This window comes from Amycolatopsis sp. CA-230715 (assembly GCF_018736145.1).
Taxonomy (GTDB): Bacteria; Actinomycetota; Actinomycetes; order Mycobacteriales; family Pseudonocardiaceae; genus Amycolatopsis.
Genome location: NZ_CP059997.1, coordinates 4061758 through 4087294 on the forward strand (window position 1 = coordinate 4061758; position 25537 = coordinate 4087294).

Annotated in this window: 27 protein-coding genes; 14 read left to right on the forward strand and 13 right to left on the reverse strand. The window is 68.6% G+C overall.

The window, feature by feature from the left end; translation table 11 throughout:
- The first annotated feature begins 114 nt into the window (after positions 1-114).
- From HUW46_RS19240 to pknB, 6 genes are read left to right on the forward strand one after another with little or no spacing between them, the layout of a single operon-like run.
- On the forward strand, positions 115-588 hold the full coding sequence (locus HUW46_RS19240) for an FHA domain-containing protein FhaB/FipA (RefSeq protein WP_215548590.1): 474 nt from the start codon (positions 115-117) through the stop codon (positions 586-588).
- The gene (locus tag HUW46_RS19245) at positions 585-1934 is read left to right on the forward strand and encodes a PP2C family protein-serine/threonine phosphatase (protein ID WP_215548591.1); all 1350 of its coding nucleotides are present in this window, start codon (positions 585-587) and stop codon (positions 1932-1934) included. Before HUW46_RS19240 ends, HUW46_RS19245 begins: the two co-directional genes overlap by 4 nt.
- Positions 1934-3406 (forward strand): FtsW/RodA/SpoVE family cell cycle protein, encoded by a 1473-nt coding sequence (locus HUW46_RS19250; protein ID WP_215548592.1) that lies wholly within the window; start codon positions 1934-1936, stop codon positions 3404-3406. The genes HUW46_RS19245 and HUW46_RS19250 overlap by 1 nt, the downstream gene beginning before the upstream one ends.
- A complete protein-coding gene (locus HUW46_RS19255; protein ID WP_215548593.1) occupies positions 3403-4863 on the forward strand; it encodes a peptidoglycan D,D-transpeptidase FtsI family protein in 1461 nt (486 codons plus the stop codon). The genes HUW46_RS19250 and HUW46_RS19255 overlap by 4 nt, the downstream gene beginning before the upstream one ends.
- Before the next feature lie 3 nt (positions 4864-4866).
- Positions 4867-6168: a serine/threonine-protein kinase gene (locus HUW46_RS19260; protein ID WP_215548594.1), complete on the forward strand. Its 1302-nt coding sequence runs from the start codon at positions 4867-4869 to the stop codon at positions 6166-6168.
- Between the two features lie 37 nt (positions 6169-6205).
- Positions 6206-8194 carry a Stk1 family PASTA domain-containing Ser/Thr kinase gene (pknB, locus tag HUW46_RS19265; protein ID WP_215548595.1) on the forward strand — a complete coding sequence of 663 codons (1989 nt, stop codon included), beginning with the start codon at positions 6206-6208 and terminating at the stop codon, positions 8192-8194.
- Positions 8195-8250: 56 nt separating this feature from the next.
- Here pknB and HUW46_RS19270 read toward each other — a convergent pair whose 3' ends face one another.
- Positions 8251-8499, reverse strand: coding sequence for a hypothetical protein (locus HUW46_RS19270; protein WP_215548596.1), 249 nt, complete (start codon positions 8497-8499; stop codon positions 8251-8253).
- Between the two features lie 83 nt (positions 8500-8582).
- On the opposite strand from HUW46_RS19270, the gene HUW46_RS19275 reads away from it, so the two are divergent.
- Together HUW46_RS19275 and HUW46_RS19280 are read left to right on the forward strand one after the other, a co-directional pair.
- Positions 8583-9449: a helix-turn-helix domain-containing protein gene (locus tag HUW46_RS19275; protein ID WP_215548597.1), complete on the forward strand. Its 867-nt coding sequence runs from the start codon at positions 8583-8585 to the stop codon at positions 9447-9449.
- Positions 9450-9472: 23 nt separating this feature from the next.
- A complete protein-coding gene (locus HUW46_RS19280; RefSeq protein ID WP_215548598.1) occupies positions 9473-9661 on the forward strand; it encodes a DUF397 domain-containing protein in 189 nt (62 codons plus the stop codon).
- Here HUW46_RS19280 and HUW46_RS19285 read toward each other — a convergent pair.
- The 5 genes from HUW46_RS19285 to HUW46_RS19305 form a co-directional block, all read right to left on the reverse strand.
- Entirely contained in the window at positions 9633-11054 is a 1422-nt protein-coding gene (locus tag HUW46_RS19285; RefSeq protein ID WP_215548599.1) for a caspase family protein, read from the reverse strand. The two genes, HUW46_RS19280 and HUW46_RS19285, sit on opposite strands and share 29 nt — an antisense overlap.
- Entirely contained in the window at positions 11051-11413 is a 363-nt protein-coding gene (locus HUW46_RS19290; protein ID WP_215548600.1) for an effector-associated constant component EACC1, read from the reverse strand. Before HUW46_RS19290 ends, HUW46_RS19285 begins: the two co-directional genes overlap by 4 nt.
- 710 nt (positions 11414-12123) lie before the next feature.
- Positions 12124-12909: a choice-of-anchor P family protein gene (locus HUW46_RS19295; protein ID WP_254126321.1), complete on the reverse strand. Its 786-nt coding sequence runs from the start codon at positions 12907-12909 to the stop codon at positions 12124-12126.
- Positions 12910-12946: 37 nt separating this feature from the next.
- Complete coding sequence (locus HUW46_RS19300) at positions 12947-13744, reverse strand: L,D-transpeptidase (protein WP_215548601.1); 798 nt, start codon at positions 13742-13744, stop codon at positions 12947-12949.
- 184 nt (positions 13745-13928) lie between these two features.
- Complete coding sequence (locus HUW46_RS19305; protein ID WP_215548602.1) at positions 13929-14570, reverse strand: aminodeoxychorismate/anthranilate synthase component II; 642 nt, start codon at positions 14568-14570, stop codon at positions 13929-13931.
- Positions 14571-14698: 128 nt separating this feature from the next.
- Here HUW46_RS19305 and HUW46_RS19310 point away from each other — a divergent pair, with 128 nt between their 5' ends.
- Both HUW46_RS19310 and HUW46_RS19315 read left to right on the forward strand, forming a co-directional pair.
- Positions 14699-16024, forward strand: a complete 1326-nt coding sequence (locus HUW46_RS19310; protein WP_215549969.1) for an FAD-dependent oxidoreductase — start codon at positions 14699-14701, stop codon at positions 16022-16024.
- A gap of 100 nt (positions 16025-16124) precedes the next feature.
- A complete protein-coding gene (locus tag HUW46_RS19315; RefSeq protein WP_215548603.1) occupies positions 16125-16517 on the forward strand; it encodes an SCO5389 family protein in 393 nt (130 codons plus the stop codon).
- A gap of 35 nt (positions 16518-16552) precedes the next feature.
- Here the strand turns inward: HUW46_RS19315 and HUW46_RS19320 are convergent, their stop codons facing one another.
- Positions 16553-17215, reverse strand: a complete 663-nt coding sequence (locus HUW46_RS19320; RefSeq protein WP_215548604.1) for a response regulator — start codon at positions 17213-17215, stop codon at positions 16553-16555.
- A complete protein-coding gene (locus HUW46_RS19325) occupies positions 17155-18915 on the reverse strand; it encodes a sensor histidine kinase (protein WP_215548605.1) in 1761 nt (586 codons plus the stop codon). The genes HUW46_RS19320 and HUW46_RS19325 overlap by 61 nt, the downstream gene beginning before the upstream one ends.
- A gap of 154 nt (positions 18916-19069) precedes the next feature.
- On the opposite strand from HUW46_RS19325, the gene HUW46_RS19330 reads away from it, so the two are divergent.
- Positions 19070-19780 (forward strand): ABC transporter ATP-binding protein, encoded by a 711-nt coding sequence (locus HUW46_RS19330; RefSeq protein ID WP_215548606.1) that lies wholly within the window; start codon positions 19070-19072, stop codon positions 19778-19780.
- A gap of 7 nt (positions 19781-19787) precedes the next feature.
- Complete coding sequence (locus HUW46_RS19335) at positions 19788-20522, forward strand: ABC transporter permease (protein ID WP_215548607.1); 735 nt, start codon at positions 19788-19790, stop codon at positions 20520-20522.
- A gap of 432 nt (positions 20523-20954) precedes the next feature.
- Here the strand turns inward: HUW46_RS19335 and HUW46_RS19340 are convergent, their stop codons facing one another.
- Genes HUW46_RS19340 through HUW46_RS19350 form a run of 3 tightly spaced genes read right to left on the reverse strand, consistent with a single transcriptional unit; the run spans position 20955 to position 22983 of the window.
- Positions 20955-21938 (reverse strand): LLM class flavin-dependent oxidoreductase, encoded by a 984-nt coding sequence (locus HUW46_RS19340; RefSeq protein ID WP_215548608.1) that lies wholly within the window; start codon positions 21936-21938, stop codon positions 20955-20957.
- On the reverse strand, positions 21938-22096 hold the full coding sequence (locus tag HUW46_RS19345) for a hypothetical protein (RefSeq protein WP_215548609.1): 159 nt from the start codon (positions 22094-22096) through the stop codon (positions 21938-21940). The genes HUW46_RS19340 and HUW46_RS19345 overlap by 1 nt, the downstream gene beginning before the upstream one ends.
- A complete protein-coding gene (locus HUW46_RS19350; RefSeq protein WP_215548610.1) occupies positions 22096-22983 on the reverse strand; it encodes a class E sortase in 888 nt (295 codons plus the stop codon). The genes HUW46_RS19345 and HUW46_RS19350 overlap by 1 nt, the downstream gene beginning before the upstream one ends.
- A gap of 188 nt (positions 22984-23171) precedes the next feature.
- On the opposite strand from HUW46_RS19350, the gene crgA reads away from it, so the two are divergent.
- Positions 23172-23438, forward strand: coding sequence for a cell division protein CrgA (gene crgA / locus HUW46_RS19355; protein ID WP_215548611.1), 267 nt, complete (start codon positions 23172-23174; stop codon positions 23436-23438).
- Positions 23439-23514: 76 nt separating this feature from the next.
- The gene (locus HUW46_RS19360; RefSeq protein WP_215548612.1) at positions 23515-23934 is read left to right on the forward strand and encodes a PH domain-containing protein; all 420 of its coding nucleotides are present in this window, start codon (positions 23515-23517) and stop codon (positions 23932-23934) included.
- Here HUW46_RS19360 and HUW46_RS19365 read toward each other — a convergent pair.
- Both HUW46_RS19365 and HUW46_RS19370 read right to left on the reverse strand, forming a co-directional pair.
- The gene (locus HUW46_RS19365) at positions 23917-24876 is read right to left on the reverse strand and encodes a rhomboid family intramembrane serine protease (RefSeq protein WP_254126323.1); all 960 of its coding nucleotides are present in this window, start codon (positions 24874-24876) and stop codon (positions 23917-23919) included. The two genes, HUW46_RS19360 and HUW46_RS19365, sit on opposite strands and share 18 nt — an antisense overlap.
- 38 nt (positions 24877-24914) lie before the next feature.
- Positions 24915-25469, reverse strand: a complete 555-nt coding sequence (locus HUW46_RS19370; protein WP_215548613.1) for a peptidylprolyl isomerase — start codon at positions 25467-25469, stop codon at positions 24915-24917.
- Positions 25470-25537: the final 68 nt, after the last annotated feature.

The window sequence follows — 25537 nt, forward strand, 5'->3', positions numbered from 1 at the left end:
ACCGACAGCCGCCGCGCGCGCGAGTTTTTCCGTCCCGCATAATTCCCGTGCGGGAACCTGCGGCGAAACGCGTCGCGGGGCGGGCGCGCGCACAGGCGGGAGCTGACACAACCGGTGCCAGAGCTGGTCGTCCAACTGACCAGGGTGGGATTTCTGATCCTGCTCTGGCTGTTCGTGCTGGCCGCGTTGCGGGTGGTGCGCTCGGACCTGTATGCCGCGTCCGGGCTCCGGGTCGCGGTTCCCGGCCTGCGCCGGAACAAGGAGAAGAAGCAGCAGCGGGGCCCCGGCGGCGGGAAGTCGGCGAGGCAGCTGATCGTGACCCACGGCGCGCTGGCCGGCACGAGGATCACGCTCGACGAGCGGCCGATCATGATCGGCAGGGCCGACGATTCGACGCTGGTCCTCGACGACGACTACGCGTCGACGAGGCACGCTCGCCTCTCGCTGCGGGGTGGGGACTGGTACGTGGAAGACCTGGGTTCGACGAACGGGACCTATCTGGACCGGGCTAAGGTCACTCAACCCCTCCGAGTTCCGCTCGGGGTCCCCATCCGGATCGGCAAGACGGTGATCGAGCTCCGCCCATGACACTCGTCCTTCGCTACGCGGCCCGCAGCGACCGCGGCCTGGTGCGTTCTGGCAACGAGGACTCGGTATACGCGGGTCCTCGGCTGCTGGCGCTCGCCGACGGCATGGGCGGCCATGCCGCTGGCGAGGTGGCCAGCAAGGTGATGATCGCGTCGCTGGCGCCGCTGGACGACGACGAACCCGGTGACGACCTGCTGTCCCAGTTGCGGGAGGCGGTGGCGCACGGGAACGGCGCGATCGCCGAGCTGGTGGCGAACGATCCCGATCTCGACGGGATGGGCACGACGCTGACCGCGGTGCTGTTTTCGGGCACCCGCCTCGGTTTGGCGCACGTCGGCGATTCGCGGGCCTACATGTCCCGCAACGGCCAGTTCTCGCAGATCACCCGGGACGACAGCTTTGTGAACGAGTTGCTCGACCAGGGCCGGATCACCGAGGAAGAGGCCGCGACGCATCCGCAGCGCTCGCTGCTGCTGAAGGCGCTGACCGGGCACGAGGTCGAACCGAGCCTCACCGTGCGCGAGGCGCGCGCCGGTGACCGGTACCTGATCTGCTCGGACGGGCTGTCCGACATGGTCAGCAACGACACGCTCGCGGAAACCATCCAGAACGGCACCCCGCAGGAGTGCGCGGACCGGATGATCGAGCTGGCGCTGCGCGGCGGCGGCACCGACAACGTGACCGTGATCGTCGCGGACGTGGTGGACGTCGACTACGGCGAGGACGCCCCGATCGTCGGCGGCGCCGCCGGTGACGGCAGTGACGACTACGCCCCCCAGGGGGATTCGCCCGCCGCGAGGGCGCGTGCGCTGACGGCCCCGCCGCCGCAGCCGCGCCCGGAGGTCATCGAGGAGCAGCCGGACCCGAAAGTCAAGCGGCGCAAGCGAATCCGCTGGCTGGTGGGGATACTGCTGGTGCTGGTGGTGCTGGCCGCGGCCGGGATCACCACGCGGTACTTCGTGCTGAGCCAGTACTACGTCGGCGTCGGCCCGAGCGACGAGGTCGTCATCTACCGGGGTGTGCAGGGCAGCATCTTCGGTCTCAACCTGCACCAGCAGGCGGAAGGGTCGTGCGTGCCGAACGGGTCGCTGTGCAAGCCGCTGATGCTGAACCAGCTGCAGCAGGGCGCGCAGAACGCCGTGCGCAACGGCATCCCGCGCGACAACCTCGACCAGGCCCGTGACTACATCACCGGGCTGCGCAAGAACAACTGCGCCACGAAGACCCCCGCGCCCGGCGGGCCGCCCCAGCCGAGCACCCCGGCCGCGCCGAGCACCGGTGCGCAAGGTGGGCAACCGGGGGTGGACTGCCTCCAGACGACGCCCGGCACCGGCGGCGGTCACTGATGGGGCAGCCCGTTTCGGACCCCTTGGCAGGCCAGTACCAGACGAATCCGCCACGTGAGGTCCCGACCAGGCGTGGCACCGAACTGGGCATGCTCGGGTTCGCGGCGTTCATCGTCACGATGGCGCTGGTACTGGTCGAAGCGAACCAGGAGCAGGAACTCACCTCGTCGATCATCTGGCTGGGGCTCGCGTACCTCGCCCTGTTCGCCGGCGCGCATCTCGCGGTGCGGCGGTGGGCGCCGTACGCGGATCCGCTGATCCTGCCGTTCGTGGCGCTGCTCAACGGCCTCGGCCTGGTGATGATCCACCGGCTCGACCTCGCCTACGCGGCGAAGGCGGCCGAGGACGGGAAGGACTTCACGCCCTACATCGGCAAGCAGCTGCTGTTCACGTTGCTGTCGCTGGTCTTGTTCGTGATCGTGCTGGTCGTGGTGTCCGACCACCGCACGCTGACGCGGTATTCCTACACCGCGGGCCTGGTCGGCATCGGCGCGCTGGCGCTGCCCGCACTGCTGCCGTCGTCGCTGTCCGAGGCCAACGGCGCGAAGGTGTGGATCAAGATCCCCGGGATCACCGGTATCCAGCCCGGTGAGTTCGCGAAGATCCTGCTGATCATCTTCTTCGCCGCGTTCCTGGTGTCCAAACGCGACATATTCATGACCGCGGGCAAGAAGATCGCCGGGATCGAGCTGCCGCGTGGCCGCGACCTCGGCCCGCTGCTGATCGCCGCCGCCGTCTGCCTCGGCGTCCTGGTCTTCGAAAAGGACCTCGGCAGCGCGCTGCTGTTCTTCGGCCTGGTGCTGGTTCTGGTGTACGTCGCCACCGAACGGGCCATCTGGGTGGTGCTCGGTCTCACGCTGTTCGCGGGTGGCGCCGTGGTCGCCTACAACCTGTTCACCCACGTGCAGACCCGGGTGCAGAACTGGATCGACCCCTTCGCGGACGCGTACGGCAGCGGTTACCAGATCGTCCAGACGCTGTTCGGGCTCGGCACCGGCGGGATCGCGGGCACCGGGCTCGGCGCGGGCAGGCCGGAGATCGTGGCGGAGGCCAACACCGACTTCATCACCGCGGGCATCGGCGAGGAGCTCGGCTTCATCGGGCTCGCCGCGGTGCTGATGATGTACCTGATCCTGGCGCTGCGCGGGATGCGCAGCGCGCTCGCGGTGCGCGACACCTTCGGCAAGCTGCTCGGCTGCGGCCTGTCCTTCGCGTTGATCATGCAGGTGTTCGTGATCGTCGGCGGGGTCACGAAGCTGATCCCGATGACCGGTATCACCACGCCGTTCCTGTCCTACGGCGGTTCTTCCCTGCTGGCGAACTACATCCTGGTGGCGCTGCTGCTGCGCATCTCGGACGCGGCGCGCCGCCCCGCGGCGAAGCCGAAGGCACCGGTGCCGCAGCAGGCGCCGATCGCCGAGGCGCACACGGTGATGGTGCAACGTCCGCCGGAGTTGGGAGGCCAGCAGTGAACACGCCGATGCGCAAGGTCGGCATCACGATGATCGTCATGATCGTCCTGCTGCTCGTCAACGCCACCTACATCCAGATGTTCAAGGCCGACGACTACCGCGCCGACAGCAGGAATTCGCGCGTTCTCTACGACGAGTACTCGCGCCAGCGCGGCAACATCACCGACGCCGACGGCAACCTGCTGGCGACGACCGCGCCGTCGAACGACAAGTACCGCTTCGCCCGCACCTACACCGCGGGGCCGCTGTTCGCGCCGACGACCGGGTACTACTCGATCAACTACGGCGCGGGCGGGCTCGAACGCGCCGAGGACGAGATCCTCAACGGCTCCGACCCGCGGCTGTTCGTGCGCAGGCTCTCGGACCTGATCACCGGCCGCGACCCGCGCGGCGGCAACGTGCAGCTCACCATCAACTCGAAGGTGCAGAAGGCCGCCTACGACATGATGATGCAGAAGGGCTACTCGGGTTCGGTGGTCGCGATGAACCCGAAGACCGGCGAAATCCTGGCGATGGTGTCGACGCCGTCGTACGACCCGAACCCCCTGGCGGCGCACGACACCGCAACGCAGAAGAACGCGTGGGCGAGCTACGACAACCCGAAGAAGCCGATGCTGAACCGCTCGACCCAGGAGATCTACCCTCCCGGTTCGACGTTCAAGCTCGTGACGGCCGCGGCCGCGCTCGAAGACGGCAAGGGCCCCGACACCCCGATCAACACGGCGTCGAACACGACACTGCCGACCACGAACGTCAAGCTGGAGAACTACAACGGCACGCCGTGCGCGGGCGGCACCTTCAAGGACGCGCTGGCGCATTCGTGCAACGTGCCGTTCGCGGAGTTCGCCGGCCAGCTCGGCAAGGACAAGCTGACCAAGGCCGCGGTGAACTTCGGCATCGGGCAGGACGTCACGCTGCCGATGCGGGTGGCGCCGTCCTCGCTCGGCGCGCTCGACTCGCAGCCCGCGCTGTACCAGAGCGGCATCGGCCAGCTCAACGTCCGGCTCACGCCGCTGCAGGACTGCCTGCTCTCGGCGACCGTGGCGAACGGCGGGATGGCCATGCAGCCGCAGCTGATCAAGAAGATCCTGGCGCCGGACCTGTCCGACATCGAGACGTACTCGCCGAAACAGCTCACCGGCACGCCCGCGCTGTCTTCGTCGAACGCCAGCATCCTCAAGGACATGATGATCGGGTCGGAGAGCTTCACGAAGGGCGGCGGCAAGCGTCCCGACGTGCAGATCGCCTCGAAGACCGGTACCGCGGAGCACGGCGTGAACTCGAAGACCACCCCGCCCGACGCCTGGTACACCGCGTTCGCCCCGGCCAACGACCCGCAGATCGCGGTGGCGGTGCTGGTGGAGAACGGCGGCAACGCCGGGCTGGAGGCGACCGGTGGCTCGGTGGCGGCCGAGATCGGCCGCGCGGCGATCAACGCCGTCGTCGGGGGTGGATAGCGGATGCTGTCCACGGGCCAGCTGCTCGCCGACCGGTACCGGCTCACCAGCCGGATCGCCGTCGGCGGGATGGGTGAGGTCTGGCAGGCCAACGACACCCGGCTGGACCGCACCGTGGCGGTCAAGATCCTCAAGGCGGAGCTGTCCGGGGACGCCGAGTTCCTGCACCGCTTCCGCACCGAGGCGCGCACCACGGCTTCGCTGAACCACCCGAACATCGCCGCCGTGCACGACTACGGCGAAACCGTCGCGGACGAGCTGTCGATCGCCTACCTGGTGATGGAACTGGTCGAGGGCGATCCCCTCGCGGGCATCCTGGCCAAGCAGGGCAGGCTCACCGCGGACCGGACGCTGGAAATCCTGGAGCAGGCGGGAAACGCGTTGCAGGCGGCGCACGAGCGCGGGCTTGTGCACCGCGACGTGAAACCGGGCAACATACTCGTGGTGGCGGGGCAGGACGGCCAGATCACCGTGAAGCTCACCGACTTCGGGATCGCGAAGGCGGCCGACGCGGCACCGGTGACGCGGTCGGGCATGGTGATGGGCACCGCGCACTACATCGCGCCGGAGCAGGCGCTCGGCCACGACGCGGAACCCGCGAGCGACGTCTATTCGCTGGCGGTGTGCGGGTGGGAGTGCCTCACCGGGCACCGGCCGTTCCTGTCGGAGAACGCGGTGACGGTGGCGATGATGCACATCAGGGACGTGCCGCCGCCGCTGCCGCCCGACGTGCCGCCCGGTGCGCGCGCGGTGATCGAAGCAACGATGACGAAGGACCCCCGTCAGCGATACAACAGCGGGGGCGAATTCGCGCGCGCCGTCGCGGCGGTGCGCGCGGGGCATCCCCTGCCGTTGCCGTTGAGCGTGGTGAACGCGGCCTACCCGCCGCCGCAGCAGCAGCTCGGCGCACCGGTGGGCCCGCCGTCGCGGCCCGCCATGCACCCGGTGCAGCAGCCGGTGGTCGCGCACCCGCCGTCGGGTGGGATGGTGCCGGGGCCGGTGTCGTTACCGGTACCGCCCCGAAAACGGACCCATACCGCCTTGTGGGTGGTACTCGCCGTGGTACTCGTGGCACTGATCGTGGCCGCGGTGTTCCTGATCCCGGTGTTCACCAGGTCGGGCGGCACCCCGGCGCCGGGCACGGTCGACCCCGGTACCACGGTGGGCAGGGCACCGGAACCGAACGAAGACGGCCCGGAGCCGGGGGTGCGGACACCGCCATCCGGCTTCACCCAGCCGGGTGAGGAGACACACTCACCCGGAAGTGGACCGCCTTCACCAGAGAGAACCGCTTACAGGGCATGATGGGCACACCTTGGACGGAATGGAACGGCACCCACCGATGAGCACACCGAGACTGCTCTCGAACCGCTACGAGCTGGGCGACACGCTCGGCTACGGAGGCATGTCCGAGGTCCACCACGGCCACGACGTCCGGCTCGGGCGCGAGGTCGCGGTGAAGATCCTGCGTGCCGATCTCGCCCGAGATCCGCAGTTCCAGGAACGGTTCCGGCGCGAGGCGCAGAACGCGGCCGCGCTGAACCACCCCGCGATCGTCGCCGTGTACGACACCGGTGAAGCGCAGACGGAGTACGGTCCGCTGCCCTACATCGTGATGGAGTTCGTCGACGGCAGGACGCTGCGCGACATCGTGAAGACCGAAGGCCCGATGCCGCAGAAGCGGGCCATGGAGGTCATGGCCGACGTCTCCGCGGCACTGGACTTCTCGCACCGCCACGGGATCATCCACCGGGACGTCAAGCCCGCGAACGTGATGATCACCAAGAACGGCGCGGTCAAGGTGATGGACTTCGGCATCGCGCGTGCGCTGCACGACGGCCAGTCCGCGATGACCCAGACCGCCGCGGTGATCGGCACCGCCCAGTACCTCTCGCCCGAGCAGGCGCGCGGCGAGAGCGTGGACGCCCGAAGCGACGTCTACGCGGCAGGGTGCGTGCTGTACGAACTCGTCACCGGGGAGCCGCCGTTCACCGGTGACTCGCCGGTCGCGGTCGCGTACCAGCACGTGCGGGAAGACCCGCAGGCCCCGTCGAGCGTGAACCCTGCGGTGTCGCCGGAACTGGACGCGGTGGTGCTGAAGGCGCTCGCGAAGGGCCCGGCGAACCGGTACCAGTCGGCCGCGGAGATGCGCTCCGACCTGGTGCGCACGCTGTCCGGCCAGCGCCCGTCCGCGCCGATGGTGATGGCCGACGACGAGCGCACCCAGCTCATGGACGGCCGTCGCCAGGCCGCACCCGCCGGGTACGAGGACTACGACGACTACGGCGACCCCGAGGCGGAAGCACGCGAAAAACGCAAGCGCCGCACGAAGATCGCGGTACTGCTGGCCGTGCTCGGGATCGTCATCGTGGGTCTGCTGCTCTGGCTGCTCAACGCGTTCGGCAGTGACGCGAAGACGTTCGCGATGCCGGCGCTCAAGGGCCAGCTCGAGCAGAAGGCGATCAGCACCCTGGTCGACCAGGGCATGCCGCAGACCAACATCTCCTCGGAAGCGGTGACCTGCCAGGCCAGCACGGACGGCGGCGCCGCGCCGTGCGGGCCCGACGACGTCAACAAGGTCATCAGCTCCACTCCGGACTCGGGCGCCCAGGTGAAGACGACCGACAAGGTCGTGCTGAAGGTGGGCAGGCCGCCGGGCAAGACGAACGTGCCGGACCTGCACGGGAAGACCCCGACCGAGGCCACCGCGCTGCTGACGCAGGCCGGGCTCAAGCTCGACCCGAACATCAAGGATCAGGAAACCGACGACCCGAACCTGTACAACAAGGTGCTCGACCAGAGCCGGGCCTCGGGCACGTCGGTGGACTCGGGCACCGCGGTCCAGATCACCGTCGGCAAGCAGCCCGCGTCGGGCCAGGTGCCGGACACCCGCGGCTCGACGGTCAGCCAGGCGAAGAAGACGCTGCAGAACGCCGGGTTCAAGGTCAAGGTCAACACGGTGGCCAGCGACAAGGACAAGGACATCGTCGTCGACCAGAAGCCCAACGGCGGCCCGCAGCCGAAGAACAGCACGGTGGAGATCGACGTCTCCGACGGTTCGCTGGCGCAGGTCGACATGCCGAGCCTGAAGGGCCAGAGCTTCGACCAGGCCAGCGCGACCCTGCGGAGCCAGGGCTTCACGGGCCCGGTTTCCATGCAGGAAAAGGCCGTCACGGACCAGAGTGACGACGACAAGGTGCTCGACCAGAGCCCGTCCTCGGGGACGAAGGTCAGCAAGAACCAGCCGATCACGCTGGTCGTCGGCAAGTACGACAGCAGTGGCAGCACGAGTCCGAGCAAGCCGACGACGGGGATACCCGGCTTTCCCTAGGTCATGAGCAACTCTGGTGCCCCGCGGAGCTTTACGGCCGCGGGGCACCGGTGTTTCTAGAGCCAGGTGAAGTCGACATCCGCGATCACCTGCTGCAGCTTGAAGACGCGCTCGGGGCTTTCCGAGGTGTGGATGCCGGAGCTGCCGAGGAAGCGGAAGATCGTGCCGTCGCCGTCGGGGAACTCCATGCCCCAGCCGATGACCGGTTCTTCGGGGTAGCGGCGGAGCGTGCCGTAGATGGAGAACATGCGGGGTTTGTTGTCGACCGCGGCCCTGGCCAGGTCGTCCAGCTCTTCGGTAGTCATTCGGGTACCTTCCGTGAAGTCCGTCAGCGTGTCGCGATAGTAGCGAGAACATTTCTCGATTAACAAGTGATACGTTCCTGAACATGGAGATTCCATCGGATGTCGAGATCCTCAAGACCCAGCTCGGCATCGAGCTGCGGCGACTGCGCGAGGAAGCCGGGTACCCGGCGATCGAAGCCTGCAAGGCCATCGGCGCGCAGACGCCGAAGCTTTCCAAGCTGGAGAACGGAAACCAGACCGCCGACCCGGAGGACATCCGGAAGCTCGCCGAGTTCTACCGCGCGCCGGACGAAGTGCGCGACTACCTGGTCGCACTCGCCGAAGCACAGCCGAAGCGGCGGCGGCGCCGGAAGTCGGTGGAACGCGACGCGGTGCCGGACTGGTTCCGGCGCTTCTTGGCTCTGGAGTGGGACGCCACCGAGATCCGCAGCTACGCCATCGAAAGTGTGCATGGGTTGCTACAGACCGAAGCCTATGCGCGATCCAACATCCTCGCCGGTGAACCCGAAGCAGATGAGCGAATCGTGTCGAAGCAGGTGTCAACCCGGATGGAGCGACAGGCATCGCTGAAGCGCAACGGCCGCCCATCGCTCCGGTTGGATGTCGTACTGAGCGAAGCAGTGCTCCGCCGTGTCCAAGGCAGCAACGAAGTCATGCGCAGCCAGCTTAAGCACTTGATCGCAAGCTCGAAGCGGCCCAACATCACCATCCGCATACTGCCGTTCGATGTGCCGGATCGCATCACGATCCCATCCGCGTTTCAGCTCTTTCGGCTGCAGGAGCAGAACCTGTCAACCGTCTACTTGGAAGACCTCTTCGGCGCGACCTACCTCAAAGAAGCAGACCAATACACTCGCTACAACGTCGCCTTCGCGCGCTTGCGGGATGCTGCGTTGGACCCTCCAGCCTCACGTACCTTCATCGCTAAAGTGGCAGAGTCCTACACCTGACTCGCCACCTGAAGGGGTGTGTGATGACTGCCCCGACCTTCTCCAACTCTGCCTGGTTCACAAGCTCGTACAGCGACAGCAACGGCGGCAACTGTGTGGAAGTTGCGCGCGCCGAGCAGGCGGTTGGGGTGCGCGACACCAAGGACCGCGCGGGCGGCCACCTCCAGCTCTCCCCTGCCGCCTTCACCGCCCTGCTGACCCGCCTCCGCTGACCCGCCGGTACAGCACCCACCCGCACCCGGCCGCGACCAGGAGCACCGACGCCATGGCACCGGCGGTCACAGCAAGGGGGCTCCACTGGCTGGTCGAAGTGAGTGGTTGCGTCGCGCCGGTGATCGCCACCACCAAGCACACCACGATGACGGTCACGAGGACGGGCGTGCGAACCCGGTCGACCGCGTGCCCAAGCGCGGGAAAGGCGTCCTCGATCCGCGCGGTCGGGTTGCCCTCCTTGCGCGCTTTCACCAAACGCCGCCTGATCAGCGCGCCGCTCCCGATTCCGAGCAGCAGCAACGGAATACCGCCGCTGAGGTCACTGGTCTTCGCGAGGATCCCGCCGACCACACCGCCGATCCCCATGCCGCCGCACAGCACCAAGACGATCCACAGACCCCAACCGCGGATGAGCGACAGTAGCGCCCCTGGCTGCACGGATCGCTTGGCACGGCCGACCGCCGCGGTCTTCACATCCGACCACGATCTCGGATCTGGTCCAGCCTCCTTCTTGGCGGCGACCACCGGCGGTGGCGATGGCTCGGGCGCGGATTGCGGTTCTGGCGGTGCGGATGTCGGAGTCGGTCGAGGTCGCGGTTCCGGTACCGCTACTGGTTCCGTATCGGGTGGGGTCGCCGGTGGCCGCGCTCCAGCCGCGCGGCGGAGCACGACCAAGCCTGCGGTGTCCACTGTGGACATCTTGGGTTCCGGCAGGTCCCGGCGGGCCATCGCAGCCGTGACCGAACGGAACAGCTCGGCGACGTCGAGCTGGCGGCCGGGGATCCGCGGGCCGTTCTTCAGCAGCGACAGCACTTCCGCGGTGAACGCGGTGTGCCGTTCGCCCGGCGGCGACAGCGACTTCTTGTTGCGGGGCGACGAAGTGATCACCGAGGTGCCCCGCACGGCGACCTCGTCGGACTCGACAACGCCGCTCGACATCCGGCCGATCGCCATGCCCGAATAGCAGCAGTCCAGGATCAGCAGCTTGGTGCGCGCCGGGCTGGCCGCGACGATTTCGCGCAACGACTCGTACGGCACCGCGGTGCCGTCGAGTTCGTCGGGATCGGTTTCGCGGACGGCGAGGTAGAGGGTGTCGCGGTTCAGGTCGCGCAGGCCGTGCCCGGCGTAGTACACGACGAGCAGATCCTCGGCCTGCTTCGCGACCGGCCGGAGCTGGCCGAGCAGGCTGCGCGGCGAATCCGGCGTGTACACCGTGGTGCAGTGCTCGGGGTCGAGCACGCCGGTTTCCGCATCGGTCAGCGCCGCGGCCAGATCGGTGACGTTGTTGTTGACCGCGGGCAGCCACGGCAACGATTCCGCGTGCTGGAACGTGCTGGTGCCGATGAGCACCGCGCGGGAGTACGCCCTGATCGGCAGCGCGGGGCCGGTCATTCCTTACCGTCGAGGAATCGTTCGACGGAACGCAGCACGGAATCGGCATCGGTGGCCGAGCCGCATTCCAGCTCCAGATGATCAGTTCTCCCCGGGCTTTTCACGAGAATCTTCACCTGTTCGGCGGTACGGCGATGCTTCAGCCACTCGAAGAACGACGTGACAGCCTGCTTGGCTACGCCGCTGCCCAAAATCACCGACAGGGCCTCGATCGCTCCGCCCATCTCGCCATCGCGAGGCGCCGACTCGGTGAAGCCGACCCTGCCGGTCAACCCGTCCTCGTCGCGCAACCAGCGGGCGAGCGACTGAATGTCCTCATCCGGCGCGACGAAATCGAGCACGCCATTTTCTTCGATCACGCAGAGCGACAATACTCGCCAAACGGACCGTCGACTAAGGACGATATAAGAACGACACAGGAAAACAACTACCGCTATCACCGGAATTACCGTCAACCGCTACCTCGCCCGATCGGGCTATTGCTTGCCAGCAGGGCAACACCTCAACCGCGCCACTGGCCCGCGCCCGCCGAACTGTCGGTGCCCCGAGGTAACGTTGATTCCGGGGGACCCCCTGGGCGTACGAAAGGGATAGTTCGTGCGGTCGCGCCGGGCTCGGGGATGTCCGTGGCCTTCACGGCATACCGCCCTAGCGCCTCTGGTCGGGGATGTCGTTGTGAGGGCCGAGTTTCGGGCACTCAGCGCCCCGAAGGCCACCTTCGGGGCATACGAGGCACTGCCCGCACGTCAGCGAGGGCCGAGAAAGTGGCGCTAGGGTCCCCGAAGGTGGCCTTCGGGGACCAACGGAGAACCTCCGCCGCCGACCACCGCGCCGCGCACCCGACATCACTGTGACCTTCGGGGCATCACCAGATCCCTACCGAGACAGCAGAAGCCTCATCAGGGCGAAGTTCGCGGCGTCGCGCGCGGCCAAATTTGCGAGGGCGCCATTTGCGGCGCTCAGCGCCCCGAAGGTGGCCTTCGGGGCATGCAATCCGCGCGCCGCCCAAGCGCGCGGAAAAGCGGGGCCGCCTCCCCGCGGTGGAGGCGGCCCCGCTCGAAAAAGGAACTCAGCCGGTGACGTCGAGGTGGGCCTTCGCCGGGGTCGGCGTCGGGGCCTTGCCGTCGGCGGTCGGCTTGTCGCCGGGCATTCCGGCGCCGGTGGAGGTGGTCGGCGCGCTCGGCTTGCCAGGGGTGCTGGGCTTGCCGGGGGTGCTCGGCTTACCCGGCTTCGTCGGCTCGGTGGGCGGCGTCGTGGTGTCACCGCCGGAGCTTTCGACGCAGGTGGCCGAGGCGAGATCAAGCGTCTGGATGCCATCGACGCTGATCGACAGCGCGGTGACGGTGAAGCTGCCGTCCTTGTGCTTGACCTGCTTGTTCACCGTGACCGACGCGAGGCCGTCGATGCCGATCTTCGTGTTCGGGGCCGCGGCGACGTCGAGCTTGATGCCGCCGATGTTCGCCTTCGCCAGCGACGAAGCGCCTTCGCCCGCCTTGCAGTGCGCTTCCAGCGCCGACGCGGCGACCTGCGGCTTGCCTGCGCCGCCGAACACCGCGTCCAGGCTGACGCTGACGTCCTTGATGCTGGCCTTCGCCTTGTTCCCGCCCGCTTCCGCGTTGAGCAGGTTCAGCTTGACGAGTCCGCCGGGCAGGGCGAACTCGGCGAGGGACTTCTGGTCGAACCCGGCCGCGCCGTTCGCGTGCGGCACCGGGTCGATCTTCAGCAGGCCGGTGGCGGACAACGCGAACGCGGAGTTCTTGCTGAACTCGGTGGCACCGGCGATCGAGGGCGCGGTCACCGCGGCCACGGCGACGCCGAGCGTGATGGCACCGGCGAGCTTCTTTCTGGAAATCAACGGATTACCTCTTGTCTGTTGGGGAGGGGAGGGTGATTCAGGTGATGTTGACAATGGTTCCGAGCGGCACCTTGACCAAAGCGTCGAGCGCTTCCTTCGGCACGCGGATGCAGCCGTCGCTGTTCGCCTTGCCGACGAAACTGTCGTTCGGCCAGGTGTGGATGCCGACCGTGCCGGGACCGCCGCCGAAGGTTTCGTGCGATTCGGAATGCACGCTCAACGGCAGCACGATCGGGCTGTACTTGTTCACCGTTTCCTCGATCGAGGCCAGCAGGAACGCTCGCCCCTTCGGGGTCGGGAACTCGGGCTTCCCGGTGCCGATCTGCCACTTGCCGAGCGCCTTGCCCGACTTGGTCAGCTGCAGCGAGAACGCCGCCGTGTCCACGTCGATGCGGTAGTCGTTCTCGGCGGATTCCACTTCGGACGGATCGGCGTGCACCCAGCCGCTGGCCTGATTCGGCCTGGTGGGCAACAGAACCTCGGCCCACGGGCCCTGTTCGGAGAGCACCGGCGCCCAGGTCGGCGAGCCGACCTGCGTCGTCGGCAGCTTCGCGATCGCCTTGCCGCCGACGCTCTGGTACACGACCAGATCGGCCTTCGGGTGGATGACCTTCGCGGTCGGAGCGGATCCGCCGTCCTTCGCCGCGTCCGGCAGTGCGGCGAAAGTCGTCGCCTCCGGCAGCATCGTCAGATCTTCCTGACTCAGCTTCGCCGGTTCGGCGGTTTCGTCACCGCCACACCCCGAAACCGCGAGCACGACCACGGCGACGAGGCCGTAAATCTTTACCCGGTTACGTCTGCGTATACGGCGGGAAATGACATCACAAGTTTCCATACATCCCGATCCTGAGCAGGGAATATCAACCACTAGGCACAGAAAAATATGGCTTGATCAAGCAGTGCGCGGCGAGCGTAGCAGTACAGGAAAACGTCGTAAACCGGGGCCGCTAAGGCGAAAAACATATCATCGGCGTGATAGCCGGTGCTAAAACGAGCCCGCACCGGGGCTCATGCGGGTGCTAACCGGCGGAGGCTTCCTGCAGCGCCACCGTCTGGCGCTCGAGACCATCCACAATGGACTTCTCGACCGGGCTGCCCGCGCTCGCCATCCAGTTCGACAGCATGCGGTGGCCGTACTGAGTGAGCACCGACTCGGGGTGGAACTGCACGCCCTCCAGGGGGTGCTCGCGGTGCCGCAGGCCCATCACGATGCCGGACTCGGTGCGCGCGGTGACCTCGAAGCCGTCCGGGATCGTCTCCGGCAGCACGGTCAGCGAGTGGTACCTGGTCGCGGTGAGCGGACTCGGCAGGCCCTGGAACACGCCCGCTTCGGCATGGTGCACGAGGCTCGTCTTACCGTGCAGCAGTTCTTCGGCGCGGCCGACGGTCGCGCCGAACGCGACACCCATCGCCTGATGGCCGAGGCACACGCCCAGCATCGGGGTGCCGGACGCGGCGCACGCCTTCACCACGTCGATGCTCGCGCCCGCGCGCTCGGGAGTGCCCGGCCCCGGTGAGACGAGCACGCCGTCGAAGTCCGGCACCTTCTTCAGGTCGACGACGTCGTTGCGCCACACCGTGCAGTCGGCGCCGAGCTGCGCCAGGTACTGCACGAGGTTGTAGACGAAGGAGTCGTAGTTGTCGACCACGAGTACGCGCATGCCGCGAGTCTAGGGGACCGCGACGGCAAGCCCATCCCGAATCGTGGACCGTATCGAGCGTCACAGTGTAAGTTAGCCTAACCTTACCTTAACGTGGAGCGGTGACTCGTACTCTTCGCGTGGCGATCGTGGGCGCCGGACCCGCCGGCATCTACGCAGCCGACAGCCTCCTCAAGTCCGACGCGGACGTCTCCATCGACCTCATCGAGCGCATGCCCGCGCCGTTCGGGCTCATCCGCTACGGCGTGGCGCCCGACCACCCTCGCATCAAGGGCATCGTGACCGCGCTGCACAAGGTCCTCGACAAGCCCGGCGTGCGCCTGCTCGGCAACATCGACTACGGCACCGACCTCAAGCTCGACGACCTGCGCGAGTTCTACGACGCGGTGATCTTCTCGACCGGCGCCAGCGCGGACCGCCCGCTCGACATCCCCGGCATCGACCTCGACGGCAGCTACGGCGCCGCCGACTTCGTCTCCTGGTACGACGGGCATCCCGACGTGCCGCGCACCTGGCCGTTCAACGCCACCAGTGTCGCCGTGCTCGGCGTCGGCAACGTGGCGCTCGACGTCGCGCGCATCCTCGCGAAGACCGCCGACGAACTGCTCACCACCGAAATCCCGCACAACGTCCACGAAGGGCTCGCGGCCAGTCCGGTGACCGACGTGCACGTGTTCGGCCGCCGCGGTCCCGCGCAGGCGAAGTTCACCCCGATGGAGCTGCGCGAGCTGGACCACTCGCCGAACGTCGAGGTCATCGTGCAGCCGGAGGACATCGAGTTCGACGACGGCTCGATCGCCGCGATCCGCGGGTCCAAGCAGGTCGACATGGTGGTGAAAACGTTGCAGGAGTGGGCGATCCGCGACCACGGCACCCGGCCGAGGCGGCTGCACCTGCACTTCTTCCACTCGCCGACCGAAGTCCTCGGCGAGGACGGCAGGGTCACCGGGCTGCGCACCGAGCGCACCGAGCTGACCGGCGACGGCAACGTCCGCGGCACCGGCGAGTTCCACGACTGGGGCGTGCAGGCGGTCTACCGCGCGGTCGGCTACCTCTCCTCGCACCTGCCGGAGATCCCGTTCGACCACCTCTCGGGCACCGTGCCGCACCAGGCTGGCCGCGTGCTCGACCTCGACGAGAACCAGCTCCCCGGCGTGTACGTGACGGGCTGGATCAAACGCGGTCCGATCGGGCTCATCGGGCACACCAAGGGCGACGCGGCGGAGACGGTGCACAGCCTGCTCGCGGACGTCGACACCTTGCGCGCGCCGACGCAGGGCCACCCGGACGCGGTGCTTTCCTTCCTCGCCGACCGCGGCGTGCCGTTCACCACCTGGGACGGCTGGGGCCGGCTCGACGCGCACGAGCGCGCGCTCGGAGAACCGCACGGCCGTGAGCGGATCAAGGTCGTCGACCGGCACGAAATGGTGCGGGTGTCCCGTCTGAACGGGTGACGTGTGGGCCATATCGGTAAAGATGATCATTTTCTCTTGTCCGTGATGGCGAGTGCGAGTAGCCACAGAGATGGCCCTTCACGCCCACCACGGAGGTTCGATGTCTCTCGATGTTTCGCCCGCCCTGCTCGAAAAGGCCGAACGCGGTGAGGTCGGTGATGCGGAGTTCGTCGCCTGCGTCCGCGAATCCCTGCCGTACGCCTGGGACGTGATCACCACGGTGATCGCCGATCTCGACGGGGCACCGGACGGGTTCGCGCACCACGAAACGCCACCACCGAGCGAAACCGAACGCGGTCAACTGCTGCGCGCGCTCGCCTCGGACGCGATCCGCGGCGGTCTGGAACGGCACTTCGGCGTGAAGCTCGCCTTCCAGAACTGCCACCGGGTCGGCGCCTTCCGGCCGTCCGAAGTGGACAGTGCGAGGTACCGCGCGTTCATCTCGCCGCGCGGGCAGCTGCTCAACCAGAGCCCGGAACTGCGGGACTGCTGAGCGAAGCGCCCCCGGCCGCGGGGCCGGGGGCGCGTTCAGTTCGCGCTGTCCAGGAAGCGGATCACGGCGAGGACCCTGCGGTTCGTGTCCTCGGACGGGTCGAGCCCGAGTTTGCCGAAGATGCTCGCGGTGTGCTTGCCGACCGCGCCCTCGCTGATGTGCAGCCGCGCCGCGATCGCCGCGTTCGAACACCCTTCCGCCATCAGGGAAAGCACCTCGCGCTCGCGCGGGGTCAACGGCGCCAGCGGGTCCTCGCGCTCGGTCCCCGCGACCAGTTTCGCGATCACTTCGGGGTCCATCACGGTGCCACCCGCGGCGACCCGGCGCACCGCGTCGACGAACTGCTCGGCGTTGAACACCCTGTCCTTCAACAGGTAGCCGACCGCGCCGGAACCGTCGGCGAGCAGTTCGCGCGCGTAGAGCTGTTCGACGTGCTGGGAAAGCACGAGCACCGGCAGCGCCGGGATCTCCCTGCGCACCGCGAGCGCCACCTGCAGGCCCTCGTCGGTGTTCGTCGGCGGCATCCGCACGTCCACAATGGACACGTCGGGCCGGTGCTCCAGCAGTGCCGCGTGCAGTTCGGGACCGGTGCCCACCGCGGCGACGACGTCGAAACCGTGCGCCGCGAGCAGATGCGTCAGGCCGTCCCGGAGGAGGTACTGGTCCTCGGCGACGACGGTTCGGGGTCGAGCTGGCACGGGATCTCCATGAGCACCTTCGTCGGCCCGCCTGGCGGGCTGGTCAGGGCGAACTTACCGTCGAAGGCGCCGAGCCGTCGCTCGATCCCGCGCAACCCGGTGCCGCGCGCGGGATCCGCACCACCGTCGCCGTCGTCGGTGACCACCACGCGCAGCAGATCGTCGCGGTGGTCCAGGCCGATCTCGGCGTGGTGCGCGCCGTGTTTGGCCGCGTTGCCGAGCAGTTCGGCCACCGCGAAGTACACCGACCCCTCCACCGGGCGTTCGATCCGGCCGGGCAGGTCCACCGCCACCGCGACCTTCAGCGGACTGTCCAGCGCGAGCGCCCGCACGGCGTCGGCGAGACCTCGCTCGGACAGCACCGGCGGATGGATCCCGCGCACGAGCTGACGCAGCTCCGTCAACGTCGCCGAGGAGGATTCCCGCAGTTCGGCGGCCAGTTTCTTCGCGGCTTCGGGATCGGTGTCGATCAACGCCTCCACCGCGCCGAGCTTCATGCCCATCGCGACGAGCCGCGACTGGACGCCGTCGTGCAGATCGCGTTCGATGCGCCGCAGTTCCTCCGCCTGCGCGACCGTGGCATCGGTGCGGGTCGCCTCGACGCGTTTCACCCGCTGCACCAACCGGGCCGCTTCGGTCGGCCGGAGCAGCCATTTCGCGGCCAGCGCCTGCCACCTCGCGAGCACCGGGCTCACCGCGAGCCCGATCAGGGCCGCCGCGATCCCCGCCAGGATCAGCCACCACGGCCGTTCCCCTCGCAACGCTCGAAAGATTTCGAAACCGCCGTAACCGAGGAGCCCGGCCGGTACCGCGCAGAGCACCAGCGCGGTGATCGGGGTGACGAATCCGGCGAGCAGATCGCGCCAGGTCGCGCCGTCGCGCAGCACCCATTCCAGCCTCGCGGCGTAGGCGGGCGTCCACGGGGTTTCGTACAGCTGCTGGCGGTGCTGGTACATCCCGTCGGAGCGCGGCACCGGGAACGGAGGCTCCGGCCGGTACGGGCGCGCGATCGGCGCGCCGACCCAGTCGCGCGCGACCGCGCGGTAGGCGTTGGCGACGGCGCGCACGATGAGCGCGGTGTAGGGCGCGGGCACGACCAGCACGACGATGGTGACCAGCGCGACCGCGCCGAGCGCGAGCATGACCAGGCTCAGCACCAGGAAACCGAGCAGGTGCGCGAACCCCTTGACCCAGCGGACCGGGCCCCACCGGTGCTCGTCCTCGCGCGGCCCGAGCAGCCGCGCCACCCACCGGCCGTACAGCGTCAGCCCCACCGGCCCGGTCACCAGCGTCGCGATCGGCAGCAGCAGCCCGGCGATCGGGTTCAGCAGGAGCCACAGCAGTTCGCGGCCGGTCGCCGGGTCCTCGATCACCCACTCGACGCGCCGGGTGACCGTGATCCAGAACGGGCCGCGGAACAGGCTGTTCCCCTCGCGGTACCAGCCGTCGGCCTGGCGCTCCGGTGGCCGCGGCTCCGGCCGGTACGGCGCGGTCACCGCGACCCCGCACCACGCGGTCACCAGCCGTCGCAGCACCGCCGAACCGCGGCGCGCCCACAGCAGTACCGGCACGACGAAGAACACGAGGCCGACGCACATCAGCGCGAACGAGGCGATGGCCGCCAGCAGCGGTACGAGCAGCACCACGGCGTACCCGGCGAGCGCGAACGAGCGCGCCACCGACTGCGCGTAGCGGGTCATCCGTCGATTCTCACCCATCGCGGGAAGCGGCACACTGGGTTCAGGCGGGTCCGCGGGGGTGGGCCCAGCCCCACCCCTGCGGGAGCGAAATCGCACCCGAGCTGGGGATCTGCGCGGATTCTCGCGGCCACCCGCCGTGCATAGCGTTTTCCGCATGCCACTCATCGAAGTGCGGAACCTGCACAAGCGATATCGCGACCACGTCGCCGTCGACGACGTTTCGTTCACCGTCGAACGCGGCGAGATCTTCGGCCTGCTCGGCACGAACGGGGCGGGCAAGACGACCACCGTCGAATGCGTCCAGGGCCTGCGGACCCCCGACTCCGGCACGATTTCCGTGCTCGGGCTCGACCCGCGCACCGATCACGCGGCGCTGCGGCAGCGGCTCGGCAGCCAGCTCCAGGAAAGCCAGCTCCCGGAAAAGATCCGGGTTTCCGAGGCGCTCGACCTCTTCGCGTCCTTCTACGCCGACCCCGAGGACCCCGGGTACCTGATGGACCAGTTCGGCTTGCGGGACAAGGCGAACAGCTACTTCGGGACGCTGTCCGGCGGGCAGAAGCAGCGCCTTTCGATCGCGCTCGCGCTCGTCGGGCGGCCCGAAGTCGCCGTGCTCGACGAACTCACCACGGGCCTCGACCCGCATGCGCGGCGCGACACGTGGAAGGTGATCGAGAGCGTCCGCGACACCGGCGTGACGCTCGTCCTCGTCACCCATTTCATGGACGAAGCCGAGCGCCTGTGCGATCGGGTCGCCGTGCTGGACGCGGGCCGGATCGTCGCCACCGGCACCCCTCTCGAGCTGATGAGCAGGGTTGGACGGTCCACTTTGGACGATGCCTTCGTGGCGCTGACCGGACGGGAGTGAGGAAACGATGAGCGCTTTCACCAAGATCACCGCCACGGAAACCCGGATCTACCTGCGCACCCCCGGCGCCGCGCTGCTCGGCACGCTGTTCCCCGCGCTGCTGCTGACCGGGATCGGCCTGGTGCCCGCCACCCGCAAGACGAGCGAAAACTACGGCGGGCTGCCGTTCCTGAACGTGTGGGCGCCTTCGCTGATCGTCATGGCGATCACCGTGATGGGCCTGCAGGTCCTGCCGAGCTACCTCGCCGGGTACCGGGAACGCGGCGTCCTGCGCCGCCTCGCGACCACACCCGTGCACCCGGCGAACCTGCTCGCCGCGCAGGTGCTGATCAACGTGGTCGTCGCCGCCGTCGGCACCGCGCTGCTGCTCGTCGTCGCGGCGCTCGCGTTCGACATCCCCGGCCCGCGCGACCCGCTCGGGTTCACCGCCGCGTTCCTGCTCGGCACCGCGTCGATCTACGGCTTCGGCCTGTTGTCGGCGGCGCTGGCCCGCAGTGCGCGCGCCGCGGGCGGGATCGCGATGGTCCTGTTCGTCCCCGCCATGTTCTTCGGCGGCGTGTGGGTACCGAGGCAGTTCCTCCCCGACGTGCTGAAGGAAATCGGCAAGTACCTGCCGCCGGGCGTGCAGGCGCTGCAGGACGGCTGGACCGGCGCGGGCGTGCAGCCGCTGCAACTCGTCGTGCTCGGCGCGTTCGCGGTGGGCTGCGGCGCCTTGGCGACGAAGGTCTTCCGCTGGGAATGAGGGTCGGGATCGCCGCGCTGCGAGCCGCCTGCTGCGGGCCTTCGCGCGCCCCGAAAAATGCTCCTATAGAGGTCGTCGGGGCGGGTCGCGGGTGCCACCGAAGGCTCCTCTTGGGGCGCTGAGCGTCACGATCTCGGCCCTCGTGGCGGGCTGCCGCCACCCGCAGCTGTCCCCGAAGGGCCTTCGCGTGCCCCGAAGGTCACCTTCGGGGACTTCCGCTCACTCGCCAGCCACGACACCACGGCGCGTGCCGCGATCCACACGCCATCACTGTGATCTTCGGGAACTTGCCCCGACCGTCACTTTCGGTGCGGGCGCGTCGTGGTGGTCGAGCGTGCGAGGGGTGGATTTGCGGCGCTAGGCGCCCCGAAGGTGGCCTTCGGGGCATGCGCAGCCCAGCCCGCACCCGGCATCACGGTAGCTTTCAGGGAGTCACGCGTTCCCCGAAAGGCGGGGGAGGATTTCCGCGCCGATTCGGCGGATGTTCTCCTCGGCCCGGTCACCGGATCCTTCGACCATCATGATCACGTGCTCGACACCGGTCCGCCGCGCACTCTCGGCGAGCTTCGCGACGCAGTCGTCCGCGCTGCCGACGGGATGGATCCGGCACAGCTTTTCGGTGTAGGCGACCGGATCCCTGGTCGGCCGCGATCGCCCGGCCACCGGCACATGCGCGGCGAGACCGGCGTCGAGCCAGCCCGGCATCGCGGCACGTAGCCGCCGAAGCACCGCCTCGCGGTCGTCGGCGACCTCGCACAGCACGGTCGAAATGTGGCCGGGGTTCGCCGGGCCGTAGCGGCGGACGGTCTCGGCCTTCTCGTCGTCGGCGGCGTGCAGGCCCAGCAACAGCGGCAACCCGCGCTCCGCGGCCACGCGCACCGCGTCGGAATCCGGCGCGCCGCACGCCACCACGGGGGCGCACCGCCGCGGCGACTTCGGCACGATCGGCACCTCGCGGAACGAGAAATGCGCGCCATCGGCGTGCACGCGCTCGTCGGCCGTGGCCCGCAGCAGCAGATCGAGGCCTTCGGCGAACCCGTGCTCGTACCGGGGCACGCCGGTGCCGAAGACTTCGAGGTCCCGCCACGGGCCGCCCCTGCCGACACCGAGCCGGAACCGCCCGCCCGACACCAAGTCCAGCATCGCCCACTGCTCGGCGAGCGCCACCGGATGGTTCGTCGACAGCACGCTCACCGCGGTGCCGATCTCGATCCGGCTCGTCGCACCGAGAGCGTGCGCCGCCAGCGTCACCGCCGACGGGCACACGCCGTACGGCATGAAGTGGTGCTCGGCCAACCAGGCGTCGGCGAAACCCGCTTCCTCCGCGGCGGCGATCGCGCGCTCCGTCCTCGTCAGCGCGTCGGCATCGGTCTGGCCGGGAAACCGCCCGGTGATCAGGAAAACGCCGAAGCGCACTACTGCGGCACGGACACGTCGTTGAACGGCAGCATCGGCTCGACCCACGGGAAGATCACGAACATCAGCAGCGCCACCACGGCCGCCACCAGCACGAGCGCGAGCACCGCCTTCGCCGCGACCGGCCCCGGCAGGTGCCGCCAAATCCACGCGTACATCAGGCACCTTCCCCGATTTGCTTGAGCAGCTGCGGATATCCGCCGTTGCCCGGCTGCTTCGCGAACTGGTTCGTGAGCACGGCGTGCACGATGAGCCGTTCCCGGTCGGAGAACTGCGGGTGGCACGTGGTGAGCGTCAGCAGCGCGACCTGGCTCGCCTTCGGCAGCGGGTTGTCCGCCCGGTACGGCACCGCGGCCACGGCGTCACCGCGGTTCGGCGTGACGATCTTGCGGCCGAACGTCTCGCCGTACGGGCCGCCGTCCTGCTGCGCCGGGTCGGCCAGGGGCTTGACCTTCGCGCACTTCGGGTCGACGCCCTTGGTGGCCGCCCAGTCCGCGACCTCGTCGTCGTGCGGGAGCACGCGGTAGACGAAGAAGTCGTTCACCGTCTCGACGACGAGCGCGTCGCACGAGGCGAGCTGGTCGAGGTCGTTGAACGGGGCGCCCTTGCCGACCCGGTGTCCGGCGATCGCGAAGTTCCCCGGCTCTCCCGGCAGCGAAGTGCCCTTGTAATGGCCGGGGCCGACTTCGAGCGCGTCCGGGCCGACGCCCTCCTGGACGGTGAAGTGGTAGTCGGAGCCGAACGTCGGGATGTACAGCTTCGCGAACGCCTTGCCGTCGACGAGGTCGTTGCGCAGCTCGCGGCCGTTCTTCCAGTCGTCGTCGAGCTGGGACGACGCGGTCGCCTGCTTGCCCGCGGAGAAGATGTCCGTGACGTACAGCTCGTAGACGACGAACAGCAGCACCACCAGTCCCGCGGTGATCAGCACCTCGCCGATCGTGCGGACCGTCCTGGCGCCGGCGCCGGGTTTCGTCGCGACCTTGGCCTCGGGGGCCGAGTCGGGGCCGGTGAGCCGCCGCTCACCCGGCTCGTCGGGCGTGGACACGCAGGCGCCTCCTCAAGCGTCGAAAGTGCCCGCCGTCACCGTCTTGTGACTTAGCGGGACAAGAGGAGCGCTCGTCCCCGGTTCTTGCGCGTCCTCGATTACGTTAACGTGTTCACGAAGCACTGGTTGCGCACCCGATGGGGTGGCTCCCGGTGCCACGACTGGTTCCAACGCACGCGAGGACTCCCATGCCCAAGTCCAAGGTCCGCAAGAAGACGGCGTACACCCCGCCGACCGACCGGCGCACGCCGGTCAAGGTGCGTGCCGCTGGGCCGTCCAACCTGTTCTACAAGATCGTCATGTTCGGGCTCATGCTGCTCGGGCTGATCTGGCTCGTGGTCAACTACATCGCGGGCGACAAGATCCCGTTCATGGCCGATCTCGGCAACGTGAACTTCGCGATCGGGTTCGCCCTGATGATCGCGGGCCTGCTCATGACGATGCGCTGGCGGTAGCGAATCAGTTACGCCGAATGGCCGCTTGACACCGAATTACATCGGTGTGACTCCATCCCCATTGTGGACAACGCCTGTGGATAACCACTCGCTGCGCTGGGCTCCGAAGACGTCGCTGATCGCCGGGGCCGGAGTGCTGGCGCTCGCGGCCGCGGCCGGTACCGCCTACGCGGCCGTTCGCGGGGATCACGGCGGACTGGTGCTGTTCGGCCTCGCCACCGTCGTGCTCGTGGTCGTCACCGGCTACGGCGCGCTCGTCCGCCCCAAGCTGGCCGCGGACGCCGACGGCGTGCGGATCCGGACCGCGGCGGGCCAGGTGGTCCTCCCGTGGGCCGGGCTGGAGGTCCGGTTGCGCACCACGCGCAGGCTCGGCAGGGACGGCGTCACGCTCGAACTGGAGAGCGGCGAGAACCTGCACGTGCTCGGCTGGATCGAACTCGGCGAAGACCCCAGGGACGTGCTCGACGCGCTCAGCGCGCTACGCACCGGTGGTTGACCGGTCCACGCAGGTCACGCCGCGGCTCGCTGATCCGTAGCAGGCCAGCTTCTCCACCTGCGCGTCGCGCAGGACGACCCCGACCACCAGCGCGCACGCCACCAGCACGAGCGCCCCGGCCTGCCAGGCGACGCGCGCCTTCTCCGGGGCGTACAGGATCGCGGCGGTCACCAGCGCACCGACGACGAGGCCGCCGAGGTGGGCCAGTATCGAGATGTTCGGCAACGAGAAGCTGATCACCAGGTTCAGCGCGATCACGCCGAGCGCGGGCACCGGGTTCAGCCTGAGCCGCAGCACCGCGATCAGGATCCCGCCGAGCAGGCCGTAGATCGCGCCGGACGCGCCCGCCGTCGTCCCGGCGGGGTTGTCGAACAGGTACACCGCCACCGAGCCGCCGAACAGCGACACCAGGTACACCGCGATGAACCGCGCCTTGCCGAGCAGCAGTTCGAGATCGCGCCCGAGCATCCACAGCGACAGCATGTTCACCGCGATGTGGATCAGCCCGAAGTGCAGGAAGCCCGAGGTCAGCAGCCGCCACCACTCGCCGTTCTGCCCCACCGCGAGCGGGAACATCACCCCGTCGAGCGAGAGCTTCGACGCGCCGTTGTCCATCGGGCTCTTGGCCTGCACGGCCGTGATCACGTACAGGACGGCGTTGAGCGCGATGAGCACCGGCGTGACCACCACGGTGGAGGACACGCGCGCGCCGGCCACCGTGCGGGCGCCGTAACCGGCGGCGCGGTACTGCCGCTGCTGGCTTCGGTCCTGCCGCTGGCCTGCCTGCACGCAGTCGATGCACTGCGACCCCACGGAAGCTTCGCGGAGGCAGTCGGGGCAGGCAGGCCGGCCGCAGCGGGTGCAGCTCAGCCCGGTGTGCCGGTTCGGGTGCCACCAGCACGTCGGCATTTCCTGCTGGTAGTTCGGCTGTGGTTGCGTCACGATGCCACCAACTTACCGAAGGACCGGCGAAGCGGGCGTCAGCGCTCGACGTCGACCTTGTTGATCACGATGTCCTCGACGGGCTTGTCGCCGAGCCCGGTCGCGGTGCGGGCGATCGAGTCGACCACGTTGCGCGAGTCCTGGTCCGCGACCTCACCGAAGATCGTGTGCTTGAAGTTCAGGTGCGTGGTCGGGCCGACCGTGATGAAGAACTGCGAGCCGTTCGTGCCGGGACCGCGGTTCGCCATCGCCAGCAGGTACGGCTTGGTGAACTGCAGTTCGGGGTGGAACTCGTCGCCGAACTCGTAGCCGGGGCCGCCGCGGCCGGTGCCGGTCGGGTCGCCGCCCTGCAGCATGAAGCCGTCGATCACGCGGTGGAAGATCGAGCCGTCGTAGAACGGGCCCGAGTTCTCGCCCTTGGCGTTCGGCTGCGTGTACTCCTTCGTGCCTTCGGCGAGGCCGACGAAGTTCGCGACCGTCTTCGGCGCGTGGTCGGGGAAGAGGTTCAGGTGAATATCGCCCTGCGTGGTGTGCAGGGTGACCTTGCGGGCACCACCAACGGGGGATCCATTGCTTTCAGTCACGCGACTCATCGTGCCATCTGCGGCAGGATGGGACGGAAAGGGGCACGATAGGTTACAAGCAACTAAGCAGAGCCAAA